This is a genomic window from Acidobacteriota bacterium (assembly GCA_034211275.1).
Taxonomy (GTDB): Bacteria; Acidobacteriota; Thermoanaerobaculia; order Multivoradales; family JAHZIX01; genus JAGQSE01.
On the sequence record JAXHTF010000002.1, the window covers coordinates 22,707 to 46,318 of the forward strand.

Genomic DNA, 23,612 nt, shown 5'->3' on the forward strand with positions numbered 1-23,612 from the left:
AAGCCCCCGGCGGTGGCGTATCCTCCTGGAGAGGAGGTGAGGCAGGAGCATGGGGCAGCAGTTTTCAGAACCCTCACAGAGGCTGGACTCCGTTGAGCGGCCGGTGCACCGGCTACGCTTCGGGGATTTCGTGGTGGATCTGGAGATGCGCCGGCTGCTTCGGGAGGGCCGGCCGCTGGCGGTTCAGGAGAAGCCGCTTCTGCTGCTGGAGACTCTGCTCCGCCAGCCGGGGCGGGTGGTGTCGCGGGCGGAGCTGCGGCGGGCCCTGTGGCCGGATGCCGAGTTCCTCGACTTCGAAAACAACATCAACGTCGCCGTGGGCAAGCTGCGGGAGGTGCTGGGAGAGTCGGCGGCGGAGCCCCGTTGGATCCACACCGTCCCCCGCCGGGGCTACCGATTCGTCGGCAGCGTGGAGGCCGTAGCGGCGGAGGACCCTGGGAGCGCGGTGGCGCAGCCGGCGTCCGGTGCCCGCAGGCTCGTCTACGGTGGGCTGGTGGGGCTGGCGACGCTCGGGGTGCTGGCGATTCTGTGGCTGGGGTCTTCGGACCGCAGCGCCGATCTTCGGGATGCCGGCTCCGCAGAAGCTCCGCGTTCGGCAGCCGGCTTGCCGGCAGCGGAGGTCGTGCGCCTGCGGCTGGCGCCGGTGGAGGCCGACGGGCCGGAGCTCGAAGCCTCGGCCCAGCGGCTGGCGGCGCAGCTGGCGAATCGTCTGCCGGTCCTGCGGCCAGAGCAGTTGGTGGTGACCACGGGAGAAGGCGCCGAGGGAAGTGCCGGGGCGGACTATGAGCTCCGCTCTCGTCTGACCGCTCCCGCCACGGCACTCGGCTCCCGGGCTCGGCCTCTGCTCTCCGCCGAGCTGGTGAATCTTTCCACCGGCGAGGTGGAGTGGAGTTTCGCCCGGCCGCCGGAGCCCCACGAGACGCTGGTGCGGGGAATCCTCCGGCGCCTGCCCTTCGTCCTTCTGCCGCCAGGAGAAAGCTCCCTCGCCGTCGCTCGGGACGCCGCCTTCGAGCCGATGATCCTTCCGCCGCCGTCAGAGCGCCTGCGCCGGCTCGAGGAGCGCTGGGCGACAGCAAGCATGACGCCCCGGGAGAAGGCGGAGCTGGCGTTGCTGTTGCTGGATGAGCGGGGCGCCGCCGGGGCGACGGAGCCGGGTGCTCCGGGATTGGGTGCTCCGGGATTGGGTGCTCCAGGATCAGGGGCTCCGGGTTCGAGGGCCCTGGCCCTGGCGCGGAATGCCCTGGCGGCGGCCCCCGACTCGCCGGATCTGTTGGCGGCGGCGGCGCAGGTGGAGCTCTTCGTGCTGCGCGACTATGGGCGCTCGCGGCAGCTGGCCGCCCGGGCCTTGCGGTTGGAGCCGGGCCACAAATTGGCCCTCGAAACCCTCGCTTCCATCATCGTGGTGGGGAACCCAACCTCGGAGGGCCGATCCTTGCGAGAGGTTGCGGGGTCGGAAGACCGCGTGCGGCCGAATGGTGCTGCCGTGCTCACCCTTCGGCAGCTGGGCGGGCTCATCGCCTCCCGTGCCGGCAGTCCCCCCGAGCCCTTGACGCCAGAGCAAAGCCTCCGCGTGGGTCGCCTGTGGCTCCTGGCCGGCCTGCCCCATGAGGCCCAGGAGGCCTGCAAGGCTGCTCGTCGGGAGGAAAGTCAAGCACCGGACGTCTGGTACTGCCTGGAGCTGGCCCATGCGTTGCTCGGTAACGAGGAATTGGAGATGGTGGCGGCGGCGTTGAGCCTGTCTCCGGGAGCGTCCAAGATTCTCGAGCAGCGGGAGCCGGTGGAGGGCGAGACCGAGACGGAGGCCCTGCGCTACTTGCGCTTGCTCCGCCTTTCCTCGTCCCAGCACGGTACCCCCTTCGGCCCGGCGTACCCTTGGCGGCTGGCTTACGACGCCGCCGAGCTCGGCGAGCCGGAGCTGGCCCTGGCGTGGCTCGAACGGGGATTGAGCGAAGGGCTGCCGCAAATGCTCTTCGTCGGCGTCGACCCCGCCTTCCGCAAGCTGCACGGCGATCCGCGCTTCGCCGAGTTGGTGGCCCGCGCCGAGGCGCCCCGGCCGCAGGTGCCCCCACAGTAGGGACCGCCGCCTCGAAGCCGCTTCTTAGCTCTCCTTAACCATCGCCCAACCGGACTGCCGGTAGCTCCAAAGCGCCCTATCCTCGGTGAGGCTGAAGCCGGCACTCGCGAGGCCCGTATTCGCGAGGCTGGTGCTGCCGAAGCTGGCCCCTGCAAGCGCTGAGAAAGGAGCTTTGCCCATGACTACCACCCGTCGCCAGATCCTCTCCGCCGGGACCCTTACCGCCGTCGGCGCCGCCGTCGGTGCCGGCCTTGCTCCGGCGCCACCTGCGCGGGCGCATCTCGACCCAGCCTGCCCCGAGTCTCAGGCCCCGCCCCTCGATTCCCAGCTCTTCCGACAAGCAGTGCTGGAGGGGGATGAAGAACGGGTGCTGCGCTATCTGGAGCGCGACCCCGGCCTCGCCTACGGCCGCGATGCCCAGGGCCGCTCCCCCATCGTCCTGGCCTTCGTGGCCGGCCACCGTTCCATCGCCGAGCTATTGCAGCGGCGCGGTGTGACCTTGGACCTGGTGGAGGCGGCGTTGCTGGAGGATTGGACGCGGGTGGAGGCGGTGGGTGCCGTCGCCCCGGGGTTGGTCAACGCCCCCCAGCCGGCGGGCGGTACGGCACTCCACGCGGCCGCCCGCTACGGCCAGGCGCGGAATCTGTGGCGGCTGGCGCAGCTAGGGGCTGACCTTGACGCCCGGGCCTCCGAGGCGGCGGTCTTCGGTCCCGCCGGCGCGACCCCGGCTCGGGGGGCGCTGGAACGCTGGAGCAGTGGCGCGGCGGAGCGCACGGAAGCGGTGCGGGTGGTATTCAACCTGCTGGGCAACGGCGCCGACGTCAATGCCGCCTGGGGCCGGGGAGAGACCCTGCTGCACGCGGCGGCGGAGCTGGAAGAGGATCCTTGGGTGCCCCATCTTCTGCGCTTCCTACTGCGCAAGGGTGCGGACGAGGGGGCCCGCAACGGCGAAGGCCAGACCGCGCTGGACCTGTCCCGAAGCAGGGCTCGAAGCGGACACCGGAGCGGAGCTCGGAGCTCCGAGGCGGCGGAGGGGGTTCTGTCGAGGGCTGCGGAGGTGCCGCGGGACTGCCGCACCTCGCGCTTCGCCCAGGACGGCAACGGTGCTCCCTATCGGCCTTCGGCTCACGAAGGGCTGAGCCAGAGCCTGTGCAACCAATTCGTCGGTCTGGCCCACTTCGACCTCGACGAGGTCCGTCGCCACCTGGAGCGCCAGCCGCTCCTGGCCTTCGTCCGATCGTCTCTGGATGAGCTGGCCGTGGAGGCGGGGGCGCATATGGGGCGGCCGGACATGGTCGACCTACTCCTCGACCACGGGGCGCCGCTGTCCCTCCCCACGGCGTTGATGAGCGGCCGGCTGGGGGCAGCGCGGGAGCTTCTCCAGCCGGACCCGGCCCGCATTCGCGAGCGCGGTGCCCACGACTTCCCGCTGATCTGGTATCCGTCCATGGCCGACGGCGATGTGGAGGCCGCCGAGCTCTTGTTGAACGCTGGGATCGATCTTGCCTCCGAGGGCAAGCTGGGCTGGACGGCGCTCCATTGGGCCGCCGACGCCGGGCACGAAGAGCTGGCGGCGTTTTGGATCGAGGCCGGTGTCGAGATCAACGCAAGAAGCTGGGACGAAGGCCTCACCGCCCTCGATCTGGCGGTCGCCAGCGAGAGCACTTCCCTCGCTCAGCTGCTGCGCGCTCGCGGCGGTCGGAGCGGCGAGGCGTGGGAGAGATAGTGGCGGACCCGCGGCGGCTCCGGTCCCCGGTGAAAGGCCCGGCCGGACTCCTCGATGGCCAGGTCCTGCTCCGTCAACCGGTGGTGGTGGCGCAGGTGCTCGACCCAGGACTCATCGACGAAGCTCTCCAAATAGCGTCCGGGTTCGGCGGCGTCCGCCCACAGTCCCCAGCGCACCGAGCCGGCCCGTTGGCGACTGCGCCGGACCTTCTGCATGGCCCGAGCGAACTCGGCGGCTTGCTCCGGGTCGATGCGGTATTCCACGGTGACCAGCACCGGCCCGCCGTCGGGCTCCGGATCGAAGGCCACCAGCGGCGCCGGCCAGTGGCGGGAGGGAGCCAGCCGGCTGGGATCTACCTTGCCGAGCCGGAAGCGCAGGCTGGCGGTGAGGCCGGCGAGCAAGACGGTAGCGGCCAACGCCAGGGCCCAGCGGGGCCCGAGGAAGTCCGCCACCGCGCCCCAGCAGCCGGCTCCGCCGGCGAGGCCGCCAAAGAAGATCACCAGATAGGCGGAAAGCGCTCGGGCGCGCACCCAGCTGGGCAGCGAGCTTTGAGCGGCGACATTGTAGCCGGAGAGCACGGTGAGCCAGGCGCCGCCGGCGATGGTCGCTACCGCCGTTGCCCAGATGGCGGCGGGGGCCAGCGCCAGCCCGAAGAGGGCGACGGCGAAGAAGGTCGAGGCGAAGACGGCCAGAAAGTCGGCGGAGACGCGCTCGCGAATCGGAGGCAGGGCCCAGGCGGCGGTGACGGCGCCGACGCCGAAGGCTCCCACCACCAGGCCGTAGCCCCCGGGGCCGGCGTTGAGCTCGAAGCGCACCACCGCTGGCAGCAATGCCCACCACGCGCTGGCGGCGAAGACGAAGAGGCCGCCACGCACCATCACCGCCTGGAAGCGCGGTGAGTGGCGGACGTAGCGGGTTCCCACCCGGAAAGCGCTGATGAAATTCTCGCCCGGGAGTGCGTCGCCATCCTCTTCCGGCCGATCCCAGCGCGCCAGTACCAGCAGCACCCCGACGAAGGAGAGGGTGTTGAGGGCGAAGTTGGCGGCGGCGCCGAAGAGGGCCAGCAGCGCGCCGCCGAGGGCCGGTCCCAGAGCCCGGGCCATGTTGAACCCCATGCTGTTGAGGGCCACGGCCTTGGGCAGCTCCCGGCGGCCCACAAGCTCCGGGACGATGGCCTGCCAGGCGGGAGCGGAGAACGCCACGCCGCAGCCCAGCATGGCGGTGAATAGGAGCAGCAGCTGAGGGGTCACCGCATCGATGGCGGTGACCCAGGCCAGGCCGCCGGCGGAGAGGGTCATCCAAGCCTGGGCCAGCAGCAGCACCCGCCGCCGGTCGAGGAGGTCTGCCAGCACCCCGGCGGGCAGGGCAAAGAGGAACATGGGCAGCATCGCCGAGGCCTGCACCAGGGCGATGAGGGTGGTGGAGGTGGTGAGGTTGGTCATGGTCCAGGCGGCGCCGACCTCGTGCACCCAGGTGCCGACGTTGGAGGCCAGGGCGGCCAGCCATAGGGACCGGAAGACCGGAACTCGGAGCGGGGTCCAGGGAGAGGTGTCCGCTGGGTTGGGGTTCATCTGCGCCATGGTCGACGATGCTATCCCTAATCGCCGCTATCCCTAACTGTGGGGCCGGGGCGGTTCCCAAACCGGCCGCTGGCCAGTAGAACGGCGGCTGTCGCCCCGGGGTTCGGTGTGAGAGACTTCCCGAGATCGTGATCGGCCTTTGGCAGTCCGTGGTGAGAGCCAGGCCGATGATTTCGAAAACATCCTCGCAACCGACCTGTCTCCAAGGAGTCGTCATGAAGAAGCCTGTTCGCGTGGCCGTGACCGGCGCGGCCGGCAATATCGGATATGCCTTGACCTTTCGCATCGCCTCCGGTTCCATGCTCGGACCGGATCAACCGGTGATTCTGCAGCTGATCGAGATCCCGCCGGCCATGGACGCCCTCGAGGGGGTGGTCATGGAGCTCAACGACGCCGCCTTTCCGCTGCTCGCCGGCACCGTCGCGACCTCCGACCTCAACGAGGGTTTCGACGAAGCGGATATCTGCCTGCTGGTGGGAGCGCGGCCCCGGGGGCCGGGGATGGAGCGCAAGGACCTGCTGGGAGCCAACGGCAAGATCTTCGGCCCCCAGGGCAAGGCCATCAACGACCAGGCCTCCCGCGACGTCAAAGTGTTGGTGGTGGGCAACCCGGCCAATACCAACGCCCTCATCGCCGCCGCCAACGCTCCGGGTCTGGACCGCCGCCAGTTCACCGCCATGACCCGCCTGGACCACAATCGGGCGCTTTCCCAGCTGGCGGAGAAGACCGGTACCCACAGCTCCAAGATCCGGCACATGACCATCTGGGGCAATCACTCAGCGACCCAGTATCCGGACCTCCACCACGCTTTGGTAGACGGCCGCCCCGCCACCGAGCTGGTGGACGAGACCTGGGAGCGGGAGACCTTCATCCCCACCGTGCAGCAACGTGGCGCCGCCATCATCAAGGCCCGGGGCCAATCCTCCGCGGCGTCCGCGGCGTCCGCCGCCGTCGACCACGTGCGCACCTGGGTTCAGGGCACTCCCGACGACGACTGGGTCAGCATGGCGGTACCGGCGGACGGCAGCTATGGGATCTCCGAAGGGGTGATTTACTCCTACCCGTGCACCTGCTCCGGCGGCGATTACTCGGTGGTCCAGGGCCTGGAGATCGACGACTTCAGCCGCCAGCGTATGGATGCCACCGATCAGGAGCTGCGCGAGGAGCGCGCGGCGGTGGAAGAACTCCTGGGCTGAGGCCTCGGAGCTCCCCTTGCCCGGCCCTGAGAAGAAACCCGGATACAAAAGAAAGCAGGAGCCGCTGAGGGCGGCCCCTGGAGGGAAAGGGATGGGTTCGGGAAGGGTCCCGTGTATGGACTAACGTCGTCGCCCGGAGGCGGCGACGGGGTGGGAGTGGGCTTTGAGCCGGCGAGGAAGTCCGGCAGAGCCTGCTCCGAGCATTGCCAGGAGAGTGTGGCGGCGACGCGTGGCGCTCAGGTGTCAGGGGAGTCAAGAGGCGGTGGCGATGATCGTGCCGGCCCTCAGAGGGTTAGCGGTCGTCGGTCGGACTGCGGCGCTTCCGTCGGGGATCAGTGCTTGCGCAGCTGGAGCCAGCGAAGCAGCTTGAAGAGCAGGTCCACGATGCTCAGGACGATGCGCTCCGGCTCCGGCAGCTGAGAACGGTCGCCATAGAGGAGGTCGTGCAGCGCCGGAGCGCCCTCTCGGCCCTCGCCACCCTCGAGGAACGCTGGGGCGGGGAGCTCGTCGGAGGCGATCATCACCGGCCAGTGCTTGCTGCGCACGGGGAATTGATCGCCGCTGGCGAAGCGTAGCGCCGCTTCGAGGTCGATGAAGGAGCAATCCAGCGCTCGGAGCAGGCGCCACAGGGAGCGGGCGGAGAGATTCTTCCCATTGCTCTCATAGTTGGACAGTCGAGAGCTGTTCATTCCGGCAGCTTCCGCCACCGCCTTCTGGGTCATCCCCTGGCGTTTGCGCAACAAGACCAGCGCCGGACCGAGGTGCTCGAAGCGGACCATGGCCAATTCTTATCTCGTCCCGGTCGCAACTGCAAGCATAAACCCTTTATTATGAGACGTTTGGGGAGCCCCCTCGGTTTCTTCAAAGAGCAAGAACTTGACCCCCATGGGAAGCGGCCCTGGGCCACCATGCCGAGGAAAGAGAGAGTGCTTGCGCTTCGAGTGAAAAAAATCCGCGGTTGCGCAAGAGGCGGAAAAATTCGCCGGAATTCTCCTTGTTCGAGACCGCCGGCTAGGCAGCGAGGCCAACCGCTCCCGCTTCCGGCCCCGAGAAGGAAGACGGCCCAGATGTCCACACGGGAAACGGTTTCAGGGCCTCAGCGATGAGGATTATGTCTTTCAGCATTTTTTCGCCAGGCGCTGCTGATTTCTTGGGTCGCGAAGAAAAATGCTCCCTACAGACCATCTGGGTGCAACTTGTTGGCTGCAGGCAATAAATAAATCGTCTCTTGGGTCATGACCCCGGCCTTCCAACTCTTTGAAAACAAAGGCGTTTATCCTTGAACAAAGAAGCTGGAAAACAGTACAGTGCCGGCCATGGTTCCAATCGAGCATCTGGGCAAGGCCCTGGCGATTCTGCGCGAGAAGACTGGAAAAACCCAGCTGCAGATCGGAGAGGCGGCGAATGTAACGCCGTCGATGATCTCGAAGTGGGAGCGCAACAAGGAAAAGCCCACCTTGGAGAGTCTTTGGAAGACCCTCTCCGCGATGGGCTGTACCTGGATCGACCTGGAGGCGGCTTTGCGCTTTGTCCGCGGGGATGCGTTCCCGCTGCAAAGCCGCTATTGGAAGATCACCATCGAGAGTGAGGAATATCCCGGCCTGGTGCCGGCGGGCAGCGAGGTCGCCGAGCCGGCGGTCGACCTGTCCTCTCTCTTCCCCGATGCGCGGCCCGTGCCGCCGGAGAAGGAAGAGGCTTTCCTCGCGATGATGCGTATCCTGCTGCGAATGCTCTGAGGCTGCAGACACCCAGCCGGCCGGGGCCCCCGAACGGTCCCCGGGTGGCTACGCATTGGGGCCGCTCTGGGAAATCCCTCGGCGGCCCCCTGGAGGAAGAAGGAGCTTAACCGCCGCCGAACAGGCCTTTGAGCGGATTGCTCTCGCCCTCCTCCTCGGTTTGCGGCATCATCTCCCGTTCTTCGTAGCCCGCGGGAATCTCGAACGAGCCGGCGGGTACGTCGCGGCGCTCCAACACCGTCACCTCCGTGGTGCTACGGGTGGTCGTGCTGCGCTTTTGCTTTTCGCCGGTGGTGGTGCTGACGGTGACGGTCTTGAGGGGGAAGCCCTGGATCTTGTCGAGCTCCGCTTCCACCAACTGGTCGATGTCCTCGTTGCCGGTGCGCGGCGGGGTCGAGCGCAGCCAAACTCCGAGGGCGGCTTCGTCCATCTCATCGGTGGTCCACAGATCCTGCACCGTCTCCGTCGTGTTGTTGCGGCGGATGCCCATCACCTTCAGCTTCATGGTGTAGGTGGTGCGGTAGCGATAGTGGGTGGTGTCCATGCCTAGCATGCTGCCGCCACCCTCCTCCAGGAGCTTCTCCACCTCCGGCTCGGAAAACTCCATGGTCATCATGCCGCCCATGGAGTCCATCATGGCGCCCAGGGTTTGCATCATGGCGGCCAGATCCCATTCGGTGTAGGTCTTCTCCTCCGGGTTGACCAGGTAGAGGACCTGCCCTCCGTCGGTGGTCAGCAAATAGCTGCCCTCGGGGGTCATGGGATTGGTGCTTTCGGTGAACACGATCTTCGCTTTCTCGCCGTCCACCCAGGCTTCGACGTCCATACGCTGGGACTGGCCATTGTCCGGCTCGATGACCGACTCGGCCTTGTAGTACACGCCGGCGAGGGCGGCGTCGGCGCCCAGCAGGACGCCGAGGGTGAGAATCAAGAGGATTGAGAAACGACGCATTGAGGTCTCCTTTCGGGCCTCGGACTCGAGGCCGAATTCTAGAAAGTCTACGAGCTCCAACGGGGGATGAGAAAGGACGAAGGAGCAGCCCGGCCCCACGCGGTGTGTTGGCCGTTAGCAGGTCGGTGGGGACCGACCCGGATACATCAGGCGGGCGGCCCCCAAAGAGAGCTTTCGTCTTTGGCCGGCGCGGTGCGCCGCCGGCCCCGGCGACTGGCCAGGTCCACTTCTTGGAGGACCTCGCTCAAGGCTTCGTTCTGAGCCGCCGCCAGCTGCCCGATGCCCGCCATGGCGAGGTCCAGAAGCTGGTCCAGCTCCTGACGGTGGAAGGTCGCCCCCTCGCCGGTGCCTTGGACCTCCACGAGGGTTCCGTCGGCAGCGGCGACGATATTCATGTCGACCTGGGCGTCCTGATCCTCGACGTACTCGAGGTCGAGGAGGGGAACGCCCTGGACGACCCCCACCGAGATGGCGGCAATCTGGTGGATCATCGGCCACTTGGGGAGATCGCCGGTGAGGAAGAGCTTGCCCAGAGCCTGGACGGTGGCGACGTAGCCGCCGGTGATGGCGGCGGTGCGGGTCCCGCCGTCGGCCTGGAGGACGTCGCAATCCACCGTCACCGTCACTTCCGGCAGCGCGTCCAGATCCACTGCTGCCCGCAGGCTGCGGCCGATGAGGCGCTGGATTTCGGTGCTGCGGCCGGACGGCTTACCGCTTTTCACCTCCCGCCGGGAGCGGGTGTGGGTAGCCCGGGGCAGCATGGCGTATTCGGCGGTCAGCCAGCCCCCCGCCTCGCGGCGGAAGGGCGGCACGCCGGTTTCGACGCTGGCGGCCACCAAGACCTTGGTCTCCCCGATCTCGATGAGCGCTGAGCCCTCGGCGTACTTCATGGCGTCGAGGGTCAGGCTCACCGGGCGGAGAGCGTCGTGGGCACGGTCGTGGATACGGCGAAAGGACTTTTCAGAACTCATATTGAATATCTTATCGCGCCCCTTTGGGGGCACTGCAGCATGTTGAGGGTGTGTCGCCGAGCCGGAGGCTCCTCCGCGCCAGCGCTTCAGACTTCCACTAACTCCAGGGGCCGGTGATGGGCGCCGAGGATCAGATCCGCCACCCGGGCAAAGGGTTGGCTGGCGTCGGTGACGCAGAGATGGCGCTCCGGATCGCCATGGTCTCGGCTCCCGGCGCTATCCCCAGCGAGCAAGCCCCGCTCCGCCAGACCGACGGCCACCGCCTCTGCGGTGGTCTCCGCCGAGTCCACCAAACCCACATCCGGACCCATCACCCGCTGCAGCACCGGCCGCAGCATGGGGTAGTGGGTGCAGCCGAGCACCAGGGTGTCGATCCCCGCCTCCCGCAACGACCCGGTGTAGCGCCGGGCGACCTCTTCCACCACGGAGTCGTCGAGCCAACCTTCTTCTACCAGCGGCACGAAGAGGGGGCAGGAACTGCTGCTCACCTGCGCCTCCGGCCGGTGCCGACGGATCGCCTGGCCGTAGGCGTCGGAGCGGATGGTGGACTCGGTGCCGATGACCCCGATGCGGCCGCTGGTGCTGTGCTCCACGGCGGCTCGGGCGCCGGGCTCCACAACACCCCAGGTCGGTAGCTGGGGACTGAGCCGTGGCAGCGCCAGCGCGGAAGCGGTATTGCATGCCACCACCATCGCCTTGACTCCGCGGTGGGCGAGGAAGTCGAGGTTGCGCTGGGTGTAGCGGGTGACGGTTTCCTCGGATTTGGTGCCGTAGGGCAGCCGGGCGGTGTCACCGAGGTAGAGAATCGCCTCCCCGGGTAACCGCCGCTCGAGGGCCGCTACTACGGTGAGGCCTCCGACCCCGGAGTCGAAGACGCCGATGGGCCTTTCGCAAGCGGGCCTTTCGGATCGGCTCGTCTCAGGCTGACGGACGCTCACGGATCGATGGCCACCAGGGTGGGGTCGGGGCGCAGCGGAGAGGTGGTGTTGAGGTGACCGCCGAAGCTCTCCAGCTGAGTGCCGTTCCACAGCAACACCACCGACGAGACCAACGAGTGGTTGAGGGCGACGCTGTTGACCAGGCTGTAGATCGCCAGTCGCTCCTGCTGCGAGCCGTAGGAGAACGGCCTCTCGGCGCCGGGCTGGCGGAGCTCTACGTAGGCGACGCCGCCGGTCCCCAAGAGCACGCCGCCGAGCTCGATTTCCGGCGGGAGCGGGGCGATCAGATCCGGGTCCTCGGGGCCCCCGAGCACCGCCAGGACGATGTCCCGGCATTGCTCCGCCACCGTGCGCTGGGGGAGCTCGCGCTGCTCCCTGCCCAGGCGGCCGTTGCCGTTGGGGAAGTAGAGGGTAACCGTGGTAGTGGCTCCGGCGGGGGTGTCGGCGGCGGTCTCGGGAGCCCCGTCACTGGAGCGTCCTGGGCGGGTGCTCCACACCAGCAGCGCGGCGGCAAGGGCGAGGAAGGCGATGCCGGCAGCCCAGAGCACTTGGCGCTGGCTCACGGGAACTCCTCGTCATCGTCGGCCTGACCGCTCTGTTCCACCAGCGCTTTGTAGCGCGTGAAGGCCCGTACCAACGCTTCGACCAGCTGGCTCTGGTACCCGGGCTCCTGCAGCCGCTTCTCCTCCTCCGGATTGCTGAGGAAGCCCAGCTCCACCAGCGCGGCGGGCATGGAGGCCCCCATCAAGACGCGGAAGGGCGCCTGCTTGACCCCGCGGTCTCGCAGCTCCAGGGCGGAGTTGAGCTCTTCTTGGACCAGGGTGGCGAAGCGCAGGCTCTCCGAAAGGTAGTGGCTCTGGCTCAGGTCCCAGAGGATCAGCTGGAGGTCGTAGAGCGGGTCGCCGCCATCGCCGCCGCTGCGGTTCTCCGCCGCCGCCGCATCGGCGGCCAGGGCGTCGGAGGCCTCGTCGCTCAGAATATAGGTCTCGGCGCCGTGGGCGGAGGCCCCGTAGGAGGAGTTGACGTGCAGCGAGACGAAGAGATCCGCCTTGTTCTGATTGGCGACGGCGGTGCGGCTCTCCAGCGACAAGAAGGTGTCGTCGTTGCGGGTCAGCACCACCCGCACCGGCAGCCGTTGCTCCAGCCGCCGGGCCAGGGAACGGGCGATGGAAAGGGTCAGATCCTTCTCCATCGTGCCGCTGGCACCGACGGCGCCGCTTTCGCCGCCACCGTGACCGGGATCGAGGACGATGGTGCGGATCCCCTCCCGGTGCCGGGGCCGGATGGGGGGGCGGTCGGCGTTGCCCTCTGCCCGCGCCTGCTGCTGCGGATAGACGTCGAAGACCAGCCGGAACGGCCGCTGCAGAACGTAGTGGCGGGTGGCCGTATTCTGGGCCAGGCGGATGCGGATGGATTGGGGCTCGATGCGCACATTGCGCACCAGGGCGTCGCCCCGGGGAGTGCCCCACTCGTTGACCAGCCGGTCGCCGAGGATTTCGATGTCGATCCGGCCCGGCCGCTCGTCAATGCGGTAGCGCGGGGTATCGGAGAACTCAATGGCCAGGGTCGTGGTGCCCTGGAGATGCACTAGCTCCGGCAGCACGATGAGCTCCCGGGCCACCGGTCGCTGCACCACCATGCCGACGGCGGGGCGCCAGTCGAAACTCAGTCCCAGCTGATCGCCGAAGGTCAGCTGCAGAAAGTCCAGCGGCACCATGGGGCCGGTGAGGCCGATCTGCGGTGGTTGGGAGAGCTCCAGGATGTCCTCGCCGCGCACTACCGCGGGGCTCTCGCCGCCGAAGACGTAGAGAGTCTCCCCCAGCTCCAGCTCCCAGCTCTCGCCGTAGGGCCCTTGTTCGAGGCGCGCCCCGAGGCGTCCGGCAAAGGGTCGAAGGGCGAAGAGGGGGCCCCCTTCGCCGGCGCGGGTGGAGAGCGGGATGCTCTGGCCGCCGAGAAGGATGCGGCTGACGGCGCCGAGGCTCCCCTCTTGGTCAGAAGCGGACGATCCCTCGGAAGCCGTCGCTTCGGAGGTTGGGATCCGGGGAGCCGGCGGCTCGGTGGTTTGCTGCGGTGCAGCCACCAGCTTTGGCGTCGCCCACAGGAGGGGAATCAGGCAGAGAAAGACGAGCAAACTGCGCACCGGCGGAGAATACCATTGCGCGAGCGAACTCCGGCACCGACTTCGGGTATCGTTGGGCCTATCTCACAGGCTGACCCCGTCGCCCTGGCCCCCCTCCGCCCCGGCCGAGGCCAGCGTCGATGCCGGCGTCACCCACCCGGAGGAAACCATGCGCTCCCAACCGAGGTTGTTGCTCTCCCTGCTCTCCTGCTCTCTTTGGATGATCACCATGAGCCTATTCGCCCAGCCTTCTGCCGCAGCTCACCCTTGGACCATCGAAGACTTGATCCAGGCGGAGACCGCCAGCGATTGGGCCGTTTCCCGGGACGGCAGCCGGGCCGTCTGGGTGCAGTCGGAAGTGCGCAAAGTCGAGGAGGAGGAGAAGCGGGTCTCCAATCTCTACCTGGCGAATCTGGAGACGGGGACCACCGTCCAGTTGACCCGCGGGGACGCCACTGTTTCGGCTCCGGCCTTCTCCCCCGACGGGCGGCATATCGCTTTCGCCTCCGACCGCGAGCTGCCCGCCGGCGGGGGGGACAAGAGCAAGGCCGGCAAGAAGCAGCTGTGGGTCATCCCGGTGAGCGGTGGCGAGGCCTACCCGGTGACCCGCCTGGAGCGCTCGGTGCGCCTCTTTGCCTGGCGCACTGCCGAGGAGCTGGTCTTCGCCGCCCAGGAATCCCCCAGTGCTTGGGAAAAGGAGCGCAAAGAGAAGAAAGACCAGGCGGTGGTGGTGGACGATTACGACCGTGAGCCGCCGGTGCGTCTGTTCAAGGTCGAGTTGGAGGGAGAGCCCGAGCGTCTGAGCACCAACGGCGACTGGATTGACGAGCTGGCGGTGACGCCGGACGGCTCCCGCGCCGTGGTGCGAGCCCAACAAGGCCTGAGCTACGCGTTCTACCAGCGGCGGGCGCCGCATCTTTACCTGGTGGATCTGGCTACCGGAACCTTCGATGAAATCTTGGAAGGCTCCTCGCTACGCCCTGGAGATTTGGCCTGGGACCCCGACGGCGAAGGCTTCTATTTCGCCGAGGAGCGCACCACCCACCCCACCCTGCGCACCGCCACGGTCACCGATCTCTATCGCTACGATCTCGCCGCCGGTGAGGCGCGGCGGGTAGACCTGGACTGGGAGCGGGGCCTGGGCGGTGATTTCCTGCCGGTGACGGACGGCTTCCTGGCGCTGCTGGCGGATGGGGTGGTGACGCGCCCGGCGCTCTACCGCAAGAGTGGCAAAGGCTTCCAGCGGCAGGTCCTCACCGGCGACCACGTACCCCATGTCGATGCGTGGGCGGCGGCGGTGGACGGTTCTCGGGTGGTCTATGCCCACTCCACCGCCAACACTCCTCCGCAGGGCTATGGTGCCGGCCTCGCCGGCTCGGCGTTGACCAGCCCGAAGCAGTTGACCGAGCTCAACTCGGACTTCAAGGGCAAACCCACGGGCCGGGTCGAGGTCCTTCGGTGGCCGGGGGCCAACGGCGACATGGTGGAGGGCCTTCTCCATTGGCCGCTGACGGCGGAGGGAGAGAACGGCGAGATCGCTGCGCCAGCCCCGCTGGTGGTGGATATCCATGGCGGCCCCGCCTGGGCGGATCGCGACAGTTGGGATCAGCGGTGGTCCGGACCGCTGCTGCTGTGGCGCCAGCGGGGGGCCTTCGTGCTCCAGGTCAACTACCACGGCAGCGCCTTCTACGGCTTGGAGTGGGTGGAGAGCATCCGCGAGCGCTATTACGAGCAGGAACGTCAGGACATCCTCACCGGCATCGACGAGCTGGTCCGTCGCGGGTTAGTGGACGAGGGGCGTCTGGGGCTTTCCGGGTGGAGCAACGGCGGCATTCTCACCGCCGACCTGATCACCGTCACCGACCGCTTCCGTGCCGCCTCCGTGGGCGCGGCGGATGTCGAGTGGATCAGCGATTGGGCCAATGTGGACTTTGGTGCCGCCTTCGACGAGTACTACTTCGGCGGGCCGCCGTGGGAGCGCCTCGAGCACTACGTCGAGAAATCTCCCTTCTTCCGCTTGACCGAGGTGACCACCCCCACCATCGTCTTCACCGGCACCGAGGATCGCAATGTGCCGCCGCATCAGAGCTGGTCTCTGTTCCGGGCGCTGCAATCCCTGGATCGGGCGCCGGTGCGGCTGGTGCTCTTTCCCGGCGAGCCCCACGGCTTGCAGGCCATCGCCCACCAGCGCCGCAAGGTGCAAGAGGAGGTGGCCTGGTTCGACCGCCACCTCTTCGCCGCCGAGGAGCCGCGGCCGGAGGCTTTGCCGAAGGGGTCGCTGCTGGCCGGCTTGCTGGCGCGCCAGGGGGCGGCCACCGGCCCGGGGGGAGCCCTCGGTCAGCTTGCGGAGGGCCAGCTGATTCCGGAAACGGTGCCGGTGGCCGGTCTCGGCTCCGTCGCCTTCGAGGCGCCCGATCTTCGGGCGGTGGGACGGTTCGAGGTCACTCGTGCGCAGTGGGCTTCCTATGAAGGAGAGGCTTCCCATGAAGGAGGGGCCGCCGGGCAGGAGGACCTGCCCCGCACGGGAGTCTCCTTCGAGCAGGCTCAGGCCTACGTACGCTGGCTGGCGGAGCTCACCGGGCGTCCCTTCCGGTTGCCCACGAAAGCCGAAGCGGAGGCCCTGGTGGAATTCGCCGAGGGCGGCGACACCACTGGCAATACCCTCGATCGATGGCTCGGCTACGCACCCAACCCCGACGACCGGGCGACCCTCGATCCGTACCTGGCCCGGCTGCCCGGCGAGGCTCCGCTCCTGCTGCCGGTAGGGCACCGGGGCGGCGCCGGTGAGCCGCCGGTCTTCGACCTCGACGGCAACGCTGCCGAATGGGCCGTCGCTCCCGACGGCACCGGCCTGGCCGTTGGGCCCAGCGCTGATCGCTCCACCGACGCTCTGCGTCAGGGGGCTACCGAAGATCCTGCGTACATCGGGCTGCGGGTGGTCGAGGGTGCCACCGGTAGCGCCCGGGTGACTACAACGTCAAATTGACGTACAATTATCATTCGGGAGGCAGGAATGCCTCGCGGCTGGATCTTGTTGTAGCGTGTGCGGAGGGTTCTTTCACAACTGAGGGGGCGCCTTGGATTCGACGGGGAACATTGCGGTCCCGTCGGGAGCGTGCCGAGTCTCCACTCGACAAATGGAAACCATGATAGTTGCCAACGACAACTACGCTCTTGCGGCTTAATTAAAGTCCGCACGTGCCGATGATGAGCCCTGATTTACGGCGCTCATCGGGACGCCGATAAAGTAGATCGATGTGGCAGAGGTGGCCTCGCGGCTGCCACATCTATTTCGTGAGGCTGGTCGTCGCGTCAGGATGCCTTCTCCTATGGCGCAGCGACGAGATTTTCAAGCAAGGCTACGCACGTAGCGCCCGAGGGACGGGTTTCTCGGACGTGGGTTCGATTCCCACCGCCTCCACCATTTACACCCTCCTCTTTCTTCTATTTTCGAAGCAGTGTAGCCCTGGATGGGACGACACCATCAGCGTCAGGCAATGGCCTAGGCTGGTCTTCCCACTTGCTGTGTCCGTGATCCGGCCGCATCGGAGCGTCCAGAATCTGCTATACGGCTTCCCCTGGTGGTGTTGAGCCACCCGGGTTTTTCTCTAGAGTCGCTCCATGTCTGAATTCAAAGGGATCGGCAAGGCCTTGAAGCTGCTTCGCTCCCGTGGGGGATTGAAGCAAAAAGAGCTCGCTGAGCGCGCCGGGATCACCCCGGCCATGATCAGCAACTACGAAACCGAAAAGGCCATGCCCCAGATCCCCACCGTTGAAAGCCTCCTGGAGGCTTTGGGCAACAACCGTTTCGACCTGCTCAACGCCCTCGAAGAGGTCAATGAGAGGCCGTTGCGGGATCTGTCCGAAGTTGGGGATCGCACCAACGAGACCAAGATTCTCGAAGTGCTGGGGGTTCGTTCCGCCACCGTCAACGAAGAAGAGCACTACATGCAGGTGCTCGAGGCTGTGTGTCGGCTGGTCGAGCTCGCTCGACGACCCTGACGGCCCGTAGCTCTAACCTTCCGCGTGTCGGAAGGCAGCGGCAATACTGGCTTCGTAGGGTGCGCGCAGCACGCCCTGCTCCGTGATGATGGCGGATACCAGCTCGGCTGGGGTGACGTCGAAGGCGAAATTCATCGCCGGCGTCTCCTGAGGAGCAATGCGTCTACCGAAGACATCGGTGATCTCTCCCTCCTGCCGTTCCTCGATGGGGATATCGGCTCCGCTGGCGGTGTCTCGGTCGATGGTCGATAGGGGCGCGGCGACGTAGAAGGGCACTCCGTGACGGTGGGCCAGCACGGCCACCGTGTAGGTGCCGATCTTGTTGGCCACGTCGCCGTTGGCGGCGATACGGTCCGCTCCCACCACGATTCGATCCACCAACCCCCGGGACATCAGTGCTCCGGCGCTGGAGTCGGTCACCAGGCGGAAGGGGATGCCCAGCCGCTTGAGCTCCCAAGCGGTGAGCCGCGCTCCCTGGAGCAGCGGGCGGGTCTCGTCTACCCACACCTGGCCCAGCCGTCCGGCATCCCAGGAGGCGTTGATCACGCCGATGGCGGTGCCGTAGCCGGCGGTGGCCAGGGCACCGGCGTTGCAGTGGGTGAGCACGCGATCCCCTTCGGCAAAGAGGGCCGCCCCGTGCTCGCCGATGCGGCGATTGGTTTCCACATCCTGGGCATGCACTTCTTGGGCCCAGGCGAGGAGCTCCTCCAGCATCGCCTCCCGGCCTTTTTCCTGGACTGCATCGAAGACCTTGCGGCCGCGCTTGAGCGCCCAGGAGAGATTCACCGCCGTAGGCCGCGTCCCACCGAGGGTCTCGGCAACCTCATCGAAGCGCCGTCGAAGCGCCTCCCCTTGCTCGTCGGACGTTCCCTCCCTCAGGCCGACCACCAGGCCATAGGCAGCGGCGACGCCAATGGCCGGAGCCCCCCGCACCGCCAGCCGGCGGATGGCGTCGGCGACGGTCTCGGTGTCGTCACAGCGGAGCCACTCTTCGCGGTCCGGGAGCAACGTCTGGTCGAGGAGAAAGAGGTGGTCGTCCTGCCAACGGATGGGCGAGAAAGGGGTGGAGTCGGGAGAGGCGGTCATGGGTAGGGCTCCCGTGGCGGGCTCGAGCTCCCCTGGCAAGGTCGGGCTCGGGCCGGTTGTGTTGTCGGCGCGAGGAGCCTAGGCCAGAGACGCTGCGAGCTCGTCTCCCGCGCGCCGCCGGCGGACGATTCTGGAGCTAGGAGAAGCTCGCTTCTTCGGCATCCTCTTCGTCGTCATCGTCTTCGAAGGGAGCGTCCTTGTCGGTGCTCTGCTCGATCCACTCGAGGAAGTCCGGATCGCCGAACTTGACGTTGAACGCCAGAATTTCCGGCACCTCGTAGTCGTGGATTTCCTGGATGGTCTTGGAGACGGCCTCGAATTCGCTGTCCAGCGTTTTGATGATCAGCATGAACTCGCCATCGACGCAGATCGTGCCCTTCCAGCGGTAGACGGAGCGGGCGCCTGGGACGATGTTGACGCAGGCTGCCTGCCGGCGCGCGACGAGCTCCCGGGAGAGCGTATTGGCCTGTTCTTCAGTTCCGACGGTGGTGACGACAACAATGGCACTCATCAGGGAACGAAGATACTGCACCGCTTTCGAGTCCGTCAATCCTGCTCGGTTTTTGTCGCAAAGCCTCACCGCCGCCACAGCCCGGAGTCCGGATCGTAGGTCATGACCACGATCTTGCCGGTGCGGTTGAACACCCGCACCGCCACCAAGGTGTCCCGCCCGGCGGTCAGATAGACGGTGCCCGGGGTCGACGTGCCCAAGGGGTCGAAGGAGGCCAGGTCGGAGCGGTTGAAGCGGATGGGGTCGTCCAGGCGGTTCAAGTAGCGCCGCGGGTGGCCGATCTGCCGCGGCCGGATGCCCGGTGGGAAGCCGAAGCGTACGGTCTTGCCCAGTCGCTGCAGCTGCTGGGGAGGACCCAAGGGAGGATCGACGCCTCGGCCGATGTCGCGGTTGCGCACGCCGTTGCCGTTGCCATCCTGGAACACCGTGTAGGTCACGTGCTTTGGGTTCTCGGTGTTGAAGCGCACCGCCACTCGCATGCGTTGGCGCACCGCGGTCATGCGCGCACCGTGAAGGGCGCGGGCGACCTCCTGAGCCGCCAGCTGAGCCCGCAATAGGGAGGTGCTGCGCCCTAAGTCGGGAACGGCAAGGACCACCAGGATTCCAACGATGCCGACCACCAAAAGAGCCTCGATGAGGGTGAAACCACGAGATACAGAACGGGTCATGGGAAACCTCCGCGCACGGGCACCAGCAGCCGGTGCCGACACCAATCGACGAGTTGAGAGGGAATGAGGAGCCAGGGAAATCGGGAGACTTGGCGAGGCGAAGAAATCGGTCCGGGAGCGCGGCGGAGATAACCAGTCTCGCCGCGCCCCCGAACCGGTGTGACAGAGGCCGCAAAAGGAGAATGTCCCGAAGGACGCGGCCTCCGTCGCGGTTACCGCTGCTCTTCGTCAGCGGGGCTCGTCACAGGACGCACGCCGCGGATCTTCTCCGCCAGGGTGGTCTTGCCCTCGATGCGCAGATAGGGCTTCATCAGGGCGAAGGTCTTCTCCCCGATGCCGCGCACCAACATCAGGTCCTCCACTGCCTTGAAGGGGCCGTTCTCCTTGCGGAACTCGATGATCCGCAGGGATAGCGCCGGCCCCACCCGCGGCAGATAAGCCAGCTGTTCCAGCGAGGCCTCGTTGAGGTTGACGGTGCCGGCATGGGGCGCCTCGGCGGCGAAGCCGGCGAGGGCGCCGGCGAAGAGGCAGAGGGCGAGGACGGTAGCGGTGACGTTACGAAGCTTGAGCATGATGGCTCTCCTTGTTGGTCTGGTTGGTTCGTTGGTTATGGGTTTGGGTTGAAATGGGTTCATCAATGCGGTCCGAGGTCCGACACGAAGCGCGCGCCTTGGCGCGCCCCGCTGCTTACCGTCTGTTCTCGGACACCTTCCTTCGGGCTGATCCGCACCTCCTTTCTCCCGTTGGTAGATGCCCCGAGATAGATCAAACTCCCTGCCATCCATGCCAAGAGGGCGTAAGTTGCTCTATATAAGCCACTTATGCGAAATCTCCTGCTGCGCCCCAGCACCCACCCCGTCAAACGATTCAGCGCTCCAAGGCACACCAATCCCCCGATCCCCCGGCCCGTGGGGCTCAGGGGGTTGTCAAAGGATTAGGACGGGCGCTGAATTTTTTGACGGGGTGGGGAGGAGCGGGAGAAATCGTGGGAAACAGACCAGAGGAGGGTGAGGGATAAGCGGCGTCAAAGGCAGGAAGGCCCCTTCGGATTGACAGAAAGCCTGTAGGAGTAGCAGTTGACAACGCTCCCACCAGGGGAACACACTTGAAAAGGTGCTTTGTGTAAAGCCAATAGCCACCAAGGAAGACGGAGGGGCAACGCGAGGAGATGACGATGACGAACGAGGCGGATTTGGGGACTTTGTCCGAGCTCAGAGTGCTGCTCTTTCAACAGGATGGAATCTGGGTGGCTCAGGCTCTTGAGGTGAACCTGGTCGCCCAAGCCAAGGAATTCCGAGACGTCCTCTATGAGCTGGAGCGGGTCATCGCGGGGCGAATGTTCCAGGCTCGCCAATTGGGAGTCGCTCCGTTCGCCGGCATCAAGGCAGCGCCCAAGAAGTACTGGGATCTCTACGAGTCGGCTGCCTTGGATGCTTCTCCGAGAAGCCCGGTGGAGTTCGACGTCGCCGAGAATCGCCCGAAGCTCCAACTTCGTACGGCCGCCTAGGCGATCTAGGCGGGAAAGTTGGGCCATCCCTGGGAGATCACCTTCGGCCAGTTCGTGAGCCGGGTTCAATCGGAATTCGGCGCGACTCTCGAAACATACGAGGTCGTTGGTCCGCGCGGGCCAGAGGTGCTCCCGGCGCTGGTCATCAAAGAGACCGGCGCCTTCGCCGCTCTATGGGGGGTCGAAGACCACGACCTCCTCACCGAGTCAGGTCTTCGCAGCCTCTGTGATCAGCTCGGGATTCCGGCAGACCTGTTTGGCCTTGAACCGGACGACGATCCGGTCCATTAATCCTCCACGGCAAGTCCCGCAGCTTCATCCTCGCCTCTAATTCCTCCCACAACCACCGCGCCATACAGCTTCTTCTTCATTCCAAAGAGCACTAGGCCTCAGGCCGCCGCCGGGGCCGGAGTCTCGCGGGGAAAGAACTGGGCTAGCGGGTAACGTTGCCGCGTCGCCTTTTGATAGAGCAAGCCGCTGAGCGCTAGGCGCGCCGGGGCCAGGGCCAAGGGGATGAGGGGCGCCAGGATGCCGGTGCTTAGTAGGACGGCGCCGAGGAAGAGGCAGAGGAGCCAGAGAGCTTTTTGGGGCACGTAGAGCCCGAGCAGCACATCCGTGTTGGCCTTGACGAATCGTCGATTTTCCACCAGCTGCCAGAAGACCTTGGCTTGACCGCTGAGGGCGTAGCGGATCATGGCGGCACGGTAGAAGGGCCAGGCGACGACGGGGTAGACCGCGAGGACCAGGCTGTCGAGGAGGAAGGTGACGACTCCTCCACCGAGGATCTCCTGGAAAGTCTGGGTGCTGCTACCGGTGGTGAGATTCTGTGCTGCCCACCAGGCTAGGTTCACCAGGTCCTCGACCCAATCGAAGCCGATGAGAGTGAGAAGAAAAAACTGAGGTACAAGGTAGAGGAGATACATGGCCCACAGGAACATGCCCTCGGTGAAGTGCCGCCCGATGTGCATGCGGTCGGGCCAGCGCTCGCTTTGACCGGTGCGGATCAGCTCCAGCCGCCACCCCTTGTTGATCACCGAGCCCACGACGGGGATCAGCTGGAGGACCAGCAACCACCAGATCTGGCCAAAGAAGTTCTTCCCCGTGATGCGCTGTCGGAAGTCTCCCCAGCTTTCTTCGATGACCCTCTTCATGGCCGCCACCACGCGCTCGTAGAGCTTGCCCTGAGGGCTTTGCGGCGGTGCCGGGGGCTCGGTGCCGGTGAGTCCCGCGAGCAGCCGGGGCAGCTGATCCAGAGGTTCCCAGCTCCAGAGCCCCGGGGCCCAGATTAAATAGTTCTTGCCCTCTTGGTCGCCGGTGGCGGTCTCGGTGTCGGCGAGGAGGGTCCGCAACTCGTCGAGGGATGCTTCGCGAGTCTCCATGCCGGTGCCGGTCAGGTGCCAGGTCTGAGGAATCGAGCTGTCATCGGCGCTTGGGACGTCCGAGGCTGGGGGCTGTTCCGGCACGGACAGGGGATCGCTCTCCATCATGGGCTTGGGGTCGCCGTTGCTCATGGGGTTACTCCTGCGTTCTGGCCACGATGGGATTCAGGGGATGGCTCTCGGGGCTCCGTCGCCCAAACCAACGGTCCCAGGCTGTCGCGGTAGAGCAATCCGCTGGCGATCACCCGCGCCGGTGCGATCACCGCGGGAACCAGCAAGAAGCCCACGCCGGTGCCCGTGACCGCGCTGCCTGCCAAGAACGCCGCGACGATCAGGAGCTTGGCTTCGACGTACACCCGCATGATCACGGGGTAGTGGCGCCGGATGATCCGGAAGTTCCCGACAAAGTCGAAGAAGACCGAGACGTTCTGCTGGTCGCGGGCGTAGCGCATCATGGCGACCCGGAAGAAGGGCCAGGTGACGATGGGATAGAAGATCAGGAACCCGGAACGGGCCAGGAAACCCAAGAGCGTGCCGGAGACGATGTCGCCCAGGCCTTGGCCCGGAACCCCGCTCTTCACCACCGCGCCGATGTAGCCCAGCAGCTCGATCATGTCTAGGAAGGCGGAGAAGCGGTCGAAGACCACGAGGAAGATCAGCTCCGGCAACAGGTAGAGCCCGTACATCATCCATAGGAGGATGCCGAGGACGAGGAGCCGGCCGATGTCCTCCTTGGGAGGGAATGGGTTGTCCTTCGGCCGTGCCATCATCTCCAGCCGCCAACCGCGGTTGAACACACTTCCCACGAGGGGAATGAATTGGAGCAGGGAGAACCACCAGACCTTCTGGGCGACGGTAGAGCGAAACGGAGCCCGGATCACTCGCCAAAGCTCTTTCAGAGGGTCAACTCGGCTCGGCGTCGGGGGCAGCGGGGGCGGCTCTTCGCGCTCGAAGACGTGCACTAGCTGATAAAGGTTGCTCGCCGGTGCCCAATCGCTCAGTCCGGCGGTCCACACCCAGCTGCTTTCGCGTAGCTGCTTAGAGTCCAAGAGCGCCAGCAGGTGGCCGCTGGGAGCGGGGGGCGAGTTGACGTCGTCTTGGCGGTAGATCCAGGTTCTGGCGGTCACGGGCAGTACGCTCCCGGGCATAGGAGGACCTCTTCGTCGA

Annotated in this window: 22 protein-coding genes and 1 other RNA gene; 9 read left to right on the forward strand and 14 right to left on the reverse strand. The window is 66.5% G+C overall.

Features of this window, described 5'->3' with window-relative positions:
* The first annotated feature begins 49 nt into the window (after nt 1-49).
* Both SX243_00690 and SX243_00695 read left to right on the forward strand, forming a co-directional pair.
* A complete protein-coding gene (locus tag SX243_00690) occupies nt 50-2,074 on the forward strand; it encodes a winged helix-turn-helix domain-containing protein (protein ID MDY7091466.1) in 2,025 nt (674 codons plus the stop codon).
* Between the two features lie 178 nt (nt 2,075-2,252).
* Complete coding sequence (locus SX243_00695) at nt 2,253-3,800, forward strand: ankyrin repeat domain-containing protein (GenBank protein ID MDY7091467.1); 1,548 nt, start codon at nt 2,253-2,255, stop codon at nt 3,798-3,800.
* On the opposite strand, the gene SX243_00700 is transcribed toward SX243_00695, so the two are convergent.
* Nucleotides 3,749-5,371: an MFS transporter gene (locus SX243_00700; GenBank protein ID MDY7091468.1), complete on the reverse strand. Its 1,623-nt coding sequence runs from the start codon at nt 5,369-5,371 to the stop codon at nt 3,749-3,751. The two genes, SX243_00695 and SX243_00700, sit on opposite strands and share 52 nt — an antisense overlap.
* A gap of 224 nt (nt 5,372-5,595) precedes the next feature.
* Here SX243_00700 and SX243_00705 point away from each other — a divergent pair, with 224 nt between their 5' ends.
* A complete protein-coding gene (locus SX243_00705; GenBank protein MDY7091469.1) occupies nt 5,596-6,576 on the forward strand; it encodes a malate dehydrogenase in 981 nt (326 codons plus the stop codon).
* Between the two features lie 332 nt (nt 6,577-6,908).
* Here the strand turns inward: SX243_00705 and SX243_00710 are convergent, their stop codons facing one another.
* Nucleotides 6,909-7,355 carry a helix-turn-helix transcriptional regulator gene (locus SX243_00710; protein ID MDY7091470.1) on the reverse strand — a complete coding sequence of 149 codons (447 nt, stop codon included), beginning with the start codon at nt 7,353-7,355 and terminating at the stop codon, nt 6,909-6,911.
* 537 nt (nt 7,356-7,892) lie between these two features.
* Between SX243_00710 and SX243_00715 the strand changes: the two genes are divergently transcribed.
* A complete protein-coding gene (locus SX243_00715) occupies nt 7,893-8,312 on the forward strand; it encodes a helix-turn-helix transcriptional regulator (GenBank protein ID MDY7091471.1) in 420 nt (139 codons plus the stop codon).
* A gap of 106 nt (nt 8,313-8,418) precedes the next feature.
* Here SX243_00715 and SX243_00720 read toward each other — a convergent pair whose 3' ends face one another.
* The 6 genes from SX243_00720 to SX243_00745 all read right to left on the reverse strand — a co-directional run bounded on the left by SX243_00720 (nt 8,419) and on the right by SX243_00745 (nt 13,523).
* On the reverse strand, nt 8,419-9,264 hold the full coding sequence (locus SX243_00720; GenBank protein MDY7091472.1) for a DUF4412 domain-containing protein: 846 nt from the start codon (nt 9,262-9,264) through the stop codon (nt 8,419-8,421).
* A 146-nt stretch (nt 9,265-9,410) separates the two neighbouring features.
* Nucleotides 9,411-10,235 (reverse strand): ribonuclease PH, encoded by an 825-nt coding sequence (gene rph, locus SX243_00725; protein MDY7091473.1) that lies wholly within the window; start codon nt 10,233-10,235, stop codon nt 9,411-9,413.
* Nucleotides 10,236-10,321: 86 nt separating this feature from the next.
* Nucleotides 10,322-11,173, reverse strand: coding sequence for a glutamate racemase (murI, locus tag SX243_00730; GenBank protein MDY7091474.1), 852 nt, complete (start codon nt 11,171-11,173; stop codon nt 10,322-10,324).
* A complete protein-coding gene (locus SX243_00735; protein ID MDY7091475.1) occupies nt 11,170-11,736 on the reverse strand; it encodes a GerMN domain-containing protein in 567 nt (188 codons plus the stop codon). The genes murI and SX243_00735 overlap by 4 nt, the downstream gene beginning before the upstream one ends.
* The gene (locus tag SX243_00740; protein ID MDY7091476.1) at nt 11,733-13,313 is read right to left on the reverse strand and encodes an N-acetylmuramoyl-L-alanine amidase; all 1,581 of its coding nucleotides are present in this window, start codon (nt 13,311-13,313) and stop codon (nt 11,733-11,735) included. The genes SX243_00735 and SX243_00740 overlap by 4 nt, the downstream gene beginning before the upstream one ends.
* A 63-nt stretch (nt 13,314-13,376) precedes the next feature.
* Entirely contained in the window at nt 13,377-13,523 is a 147-nt protein-coding gene (locus SX243_00745) for a hypothetical protein (protein MDY7091477.1), read from the reverse strand.
* Here SX243_00745 and SX243_00750 point away from each other — a divergent pair.
* The 3 genes from SX243_00750 (at nt 13,522) to SX243_00760 (ending at nt 17,294) form a co-directional block, all read left to right on the forward strand.
* Nucleotides 13,522-16,278 (forward strand): prolyl oligopeptidase family serine peptidase, encoded by a 2,757-nt coding sequence (locus SX243_00750; protein ID MDY7091478.1) that lies wholly within the window; start codon nt 13,522-13,524, stop codon nt 16,276-16,278. The two genes, SX243_00745 and SX243_00750, sit on opposite strands and share 2 nt — an antisense overlap.
* 82 nt (nt 16,279-16,360) lie before the next feature.
* Nucleotides 16,361-16,716, forward strand: a transfer-messenger RNA (tmRNA) gene (gene ssrA, locus SX243_00755).
* A 197-nt stretch (nt 16,717-16,913) separates the two neighbouring features.
* Entirely contained in the window at nt 16,914-17,294 is a 381-nt protein-coding gene (locus SX243_00760) for a helix-turn-helix transcriptional regulator (GenBank protein MDY7091479.1), read from the forward strand.
* Nucleotides 17,295-17,306: 12 nt separating this feature from the next.
* On the opposite strand, the gene mtnA is transcribed toward SX243_00760, so the two are convergent.
* The 4 genes from mtnA to SX243_00780 form a co-directional block, all read right to left on the reverse strand.
* The gene (mtnA, locus tag SX243_00765; GenBank protein ID MDY7091480.1) at nt 17,307-18,380 is read right to left on the reverse strand and encodes an S-methyl-5-thioribose-1-phosphate isomerase; all 1,074 of its coding nucleotides are present in this window, start codon (nt 18,378-18,380) and stop codon (nt 17,307-17,309) included.
* A 136-nt stretch (nt 18,381-18,516) separates the two neighbouring features.
* Nucleotides 18,517-18,891: a divalent-cation tolerance protein CutA gene (gene cutA, locus SX243_00770; GenBank protein ID MDY7091481.1), complete on the reverse strand. Its 375-nt coding sequence runs from the start codon at nt 18,889-18,891 to the stop codon at nt 18,517-18,519.
* A gap of 65 nt (nt 18,892-18,956) precedes the next feature.
* Nucleotides 18,957-19,559, reverse strand: a complete 603-nt coding sequence (locus tag SX243_00775) for a GspH/FimT family protein (GenBank protein MDY7091482.1) — start codon at nt 19,557-19,559, stop codon at nt 18,957-18,959.
* Between the two features lie 212 nt (nt 19,560-19,771).
* Nucleotides 19,772-20,131 (reverse strand): helix-hairpin-helix domain-containing protein, encoded by a 360-nt coding sequence (locus tag SX243_00780; protein MDY7091483.1) that lies wholly within the window; start codon nt 20,129-20,131, stop codon nt 19,772-19,774.
* Nucleotides 20,132-20,733: 602 nt separating this feature from the next.
* On the opposite strand from SX243_00780, the gene SX243_00785 reads away from it, so the two are divergent.
* Both SX243_00785 and SX243_00790 read left to right on the forward strand, forming a co-directional pair.
* Nucleotides 20,734-21,066: a hypothetical protein gene (locus SX243_00785; GenBank protein MDY7091484.1), complete on the forward strand. Its 333-nt coding sequence runs from the start codon at nt 20,734-20,736 to the stop codon at nt 21,064-21,066.
* Between the two features lie 18 nt (nt 21,067-21,084).
* Nucleotides 21,085-21,357, forward strand: a complete 273-nt coding sequence (locus tag SX243_00790; protein ID MDY7091485.1) for a hypothetical protein — start codon at nt 21,085-21,087, stop codon at nt 21,355-21,357.
* Between the two features lie 98 nt (nt 21,358-21,455).
* Here the strand turns inward: SX243_00790 and SX243_00795 are convergent, their stop codons facing one another.
* Nucleotides 21,456-22,577: a DUF4013 domain-containing protein gene (locus SX243_00795; GenBank protein ID MDY7091486.1), complete on the reverse strand. Its 1,122-nt coding sequence runs from the start codon at nt 22,575-22,577 to the stop codon at nt 21,456-21,458.
* Nucleotides 22,574-23,572: a DUF4013 domain-containing protein gene (locus tag SX243_00800; GenBank protein MDY7091487.1), complete on the reverse strand. Its 999-nt coding sequence runs from the start codon at nt 23,570-23,572 to the stop codon at nt 22,574-22,576. Before SX243_00800 ends, SX243_00795 begins: the two co-directional genes overlap by 4 nt.
* Nucleotides 23,573-23,612: the final 40 nt, after the last annotated feature.